The organism is Caballeronia terrestris (assembly GCF_001544515.1).
GTDB lineage: Bacteria > Pseudomonadota > Gammaproteobacteria > Burkholderiales > Burkholderiaceae > Caballeronia > Caballeronia terrestris.
In genome coordinates this window covers 1-3093 of sequence record NZ_FCOL02000231.1, presented here as the reverse complement: position 1 = coordinate 3093, position 3093 = coordinate 1, and the positions used below count along the sequence as shown (strand labels likewise).

Sequence of the window (3093 nt, the reverse complement as noted above, 5' to 3'; positions counted from 1 at the left end):
GCGCAGCAGGTTGGCGTTCAACCGGTAATGTAGTGCCACGGCCGCAAGCGACACGTTCGGCTGCATTGCCGCCCGAATGGCCATCGCTTTGAATTCCTTGCTATGCCGCCGGCGCCGTGTCGGCTGAACTACATCCTGGACAACCTTGACTTCGTCCATCATGTAGACCTGTCCATTGAAATTTGAATGGACATGCTCGTCAGGCTTCTCGCCTTGCCAATCAAGATGACTTTGCCGGCTGCTTACGGATGAACCTCAAACTGCTGCGCCAATTCTGCCAGTGTGCGCTCGCCACGTACGGCTGCCAGCGCCACCTTCGCCTTGAACGCCGCTGAGTGCGTGCGCCGGGTTCTCTTCGTCATCGTCTGGTTTCCTTTGAAGGCATTATGCCTATCTCAGAACCCAGCGACTCCACCTAACCGACTGTCCAGATTCCCGGGGCCACCTCTAAAAGCCGTGCCTAACAGAAAGCGTCGCGCCCGTATCGTGTGAATGGAGAACCGCGAGACGTGCCGTAGCAGAAAAGGCCCAGGTGTCAATCGTTAGCGACAGCCTTCGCTGCGGTTGCGCACCTAGCGTGAAAGTAATGTTCGGCAACTGAACGATAGAGATTTGCGGAGCCGTAGACGCACCCGGGCGGAGAAAATTCGATGCCTGCTGCGACGGAGTCTCATGCGTTGGCGAGTCTGTCCCGGCGCCGAGTCGATAGTCCTGCGTTACCTTCGCACTATAAAAATAATCTTCGATTTGCGCGTAATACGGTTTTGCTTGCTTCGACTGATATTCCATTCCATAACTCCGCAAATGGCGTTGTGGCTCCGGGATCGGGGGAACAACCTCCATGGGCAGAGGCGCAATGTTCGCAACCGTCACCGTTTCGGGCGAATCGATGGCAAGACGTTCCGCGAACGCGTATCCACTAAGCGTGAAAAATAATACGCCGATCATCCTCTCGCTTAGGCACGTCATTGGCATGCCTCCAATGAAGGAATTCAAACGTCACAGTGCTGTTTTATCTCTTGAAACAGGGCGCCCTTGCAGCCTTGTTTAGTCCAGGTATTTTAGCCGGACTGAAGTTCACCACAACATTAGGGGATTTAACAGGTTAAATCGAGCAAAAATTCTCGAAACGTGACCTGGCGCACAGATCTCGTATCATCTTGGACCCTCAAGAGTGGTCAGGTCTGCTTGCGGGCCCGCCGGTGCGGGCGATTCGGCCAGTAGCCGACGTCGGGGTTGGGCCCTCTGCCGTCGTTCGGCCGAACTGAAAGCGGGGTTGGGCGTGCCCACGACACAGTCAGATGTTCTTCGCTCGTTAACGCCGGCTAAGGCCGCTGCTGTCCCGGAGAAGCGGGTGGGATGACCTGAACCGCTTCGATACCTGCCTCTGAATCGCGGACGACGCGACCGGCGGCGGTGGGTCCGGGCAGAGACGTTTGCACACCCCGCGTCAGCAATTCCCACGTCGGTGATCGGCCACAGATTAGCAAACAAGGCGGCGAACCTACATGGCTTTGTGCGTCTCAATGGGTGGTGTTTACTGGCAATCCGCCTGATACCACCGGTCGACCTCACGCTGGGCCGCCTGCAGATCTTCCGGATAGTACGGGTTGTCGAACCTTGACGGGTCGTACCCCGCCTTTTTCAGCGCCGCCAGTTCACTCCGGTTGCGATCGGGCGTGACGGGCGCGTTGTTCCTGAGAGCGGTGAGATCGCGGCATTGGGTTGAGCTCAGATGCGCCGTGCCTTCAGGCACGCCGCCTGCGGCACAGCCGGCGAGCGAGAACGTCAATGCGGAAACCGTCGGCCAGATCTTCAGCGAGTTTCTCAAGTCACGCCTCCATTTAGTGAGGGAACCCAGTATGTCCAATGAGACCAGCGTCAGAATAGCGGCTCGTGCCGAAGCCAGTTGTCGGTTTCGTCCGGCCCGTCCCTGCCGGCCGGATCCTTGACGCCGAGACCTTTACTCTATTCTGGATTGCCAGACCTATCGATATTTTCAGTTTGCGCAATAGCTCCTCCGGGAGATTGTAGAGGCGACTTTCACGTGCGCGCGAAAAGCCGTCCATCATCGCGCCGGGACTCGCCCGAAAGCCAGTCCCGGCTGCTGAACGAAGGCATCTTGCATGTCGGCGGTCTGCCACGGGCGGCAAGGCGGCCACCAAGTTGCTGCTTTCACCCCACGACACTTGAAGCGGGCATTCTGAAGAACCGTGATCTGGACTTCGTAATGCAACTGCTCGCTCATTTCCTCGCCGATACGATGCAGCGGGTTCCCGCAACACGCGCAGACCGTCTGGTCCTCGGGCAGATCGTCTTCGACACGCTCGCGAGGCAAATGCGGCGCCAGTGGCTTGCTGCCGCGCGGGCCGGGCGCGGCAGAGTCGGCATCGGGCAATCCAGTATCGGGCAGCTCAGGCAGTTCGCCGTCATCTTCCGCGGGCTCCGCTTCGGCGATCTGCTCAGCCTCGTTGAACACACGATCCTTGCGCCTCTCGCTTTTTGGCGCGAAGCGCTGGGCAAGCGCGAGGCGGTACTTCTCCTCGAGCGTCTCGATGCGCCTGGTCAGTTCGTCGATCCTGGCGTCACGTTCGGCAATGCGCTGCGCGTCAGCGACCGTGCGCGCCTCGAGTTCGTGGATGTAGGCCCGGGCGGCCGATGGCAATCCGAATGGATCGGATGCTTTCACACACTTCACAATAGTGAAAGTGCAGTGCCGCACAGGTACTGCCGTTTTGGACGACGGCGCACGGCGTCGATGTCGATGCTGTCGAGCAGCCAGTGGAGCTGCTCGGTTGTGAGTTCGATCACCGTCTGCTGCCGGTTCCGGGGCCAGAATTGATCCGCCTCGAGTCGTTTCAGCATGAGCCAGAAGCCGGAGCAATCATAAAGTAGTAGCTTTAGACGATTGCGCTTGCGCTTGCGGTTGTGGAAAGCGTAATACGACTTCCGCAAGTGGATCGAGCTGCATCGTCTGTTCAACCAGCGTCACCGGGCTATTGATCCCGCTTCGGAAGTCGATCGGCTCGCGGTGCAGGTAGACGCGCAGATCCGTGTCGAAGCGCGATGCTTGCCATCAGCGCATGTCCCGTT

General features: G+C 58.7%; 3 protein-coding genes and 2 pseudogenes. All 5 read right to left on the bottom strand.

Going from position 1 to position 3093, the window contains the following annotated elements; genetic code table 11:
- Positions 1–245 precede the first annotated feature (245 nt).
- Positions 246–362 (bottom strand): annotated as a pseudogene (locus AWB67_RS35750) (transposase); the annotation flags it as partial.
- Positions 363–1537: 1175 nt separating this feature from the next.
- Positions 1538–1831, bottom strand: coding sequence for a DUF4148 domain-containing protein (locus tag AWB67_RS35740; protein ID WP_087660602.1), 294 nt, complete (start codon positions 1829–1831; stop codon positions 1538–1540).
- A gap of 351 nt (positions 1832–2182) precedes the next feature.
- Positions 2183–2689, bottom strand: a pseudogene (locus tag AWB67_RS35735) (IS66 family transposase); the annotation flags it as partial.
- 5 nt (positions 2690–2694) lie between these two features.
- Positions 2695–2955 (bottom strand): IS66 family insertion sequence element accessory protein TnpB, encoded by a 261-nt coding sequence (gene tnpB / locus AWB67_RS42605; RefSeq protein ID WP_268808160.1) that lies wholly within the window; start codon positions 2953–2955, stop codon positions 2695–2697.
- Positions 2885–3037: a hypothetical protein gene (locus AWB67_RS43650; protein ID WP_374729886.1), complete on the bottom strand. Its 153-nt coding sequence runs from the start codon at positions 3035–3037 to the stop codon at positions 2885–2887. Before AWB67_RS43650 ends, tnpB begins: the two co-directional genes overlap by 71 nt.
- Positions 3038–3093: the final 56 nt, after the last annotated feature.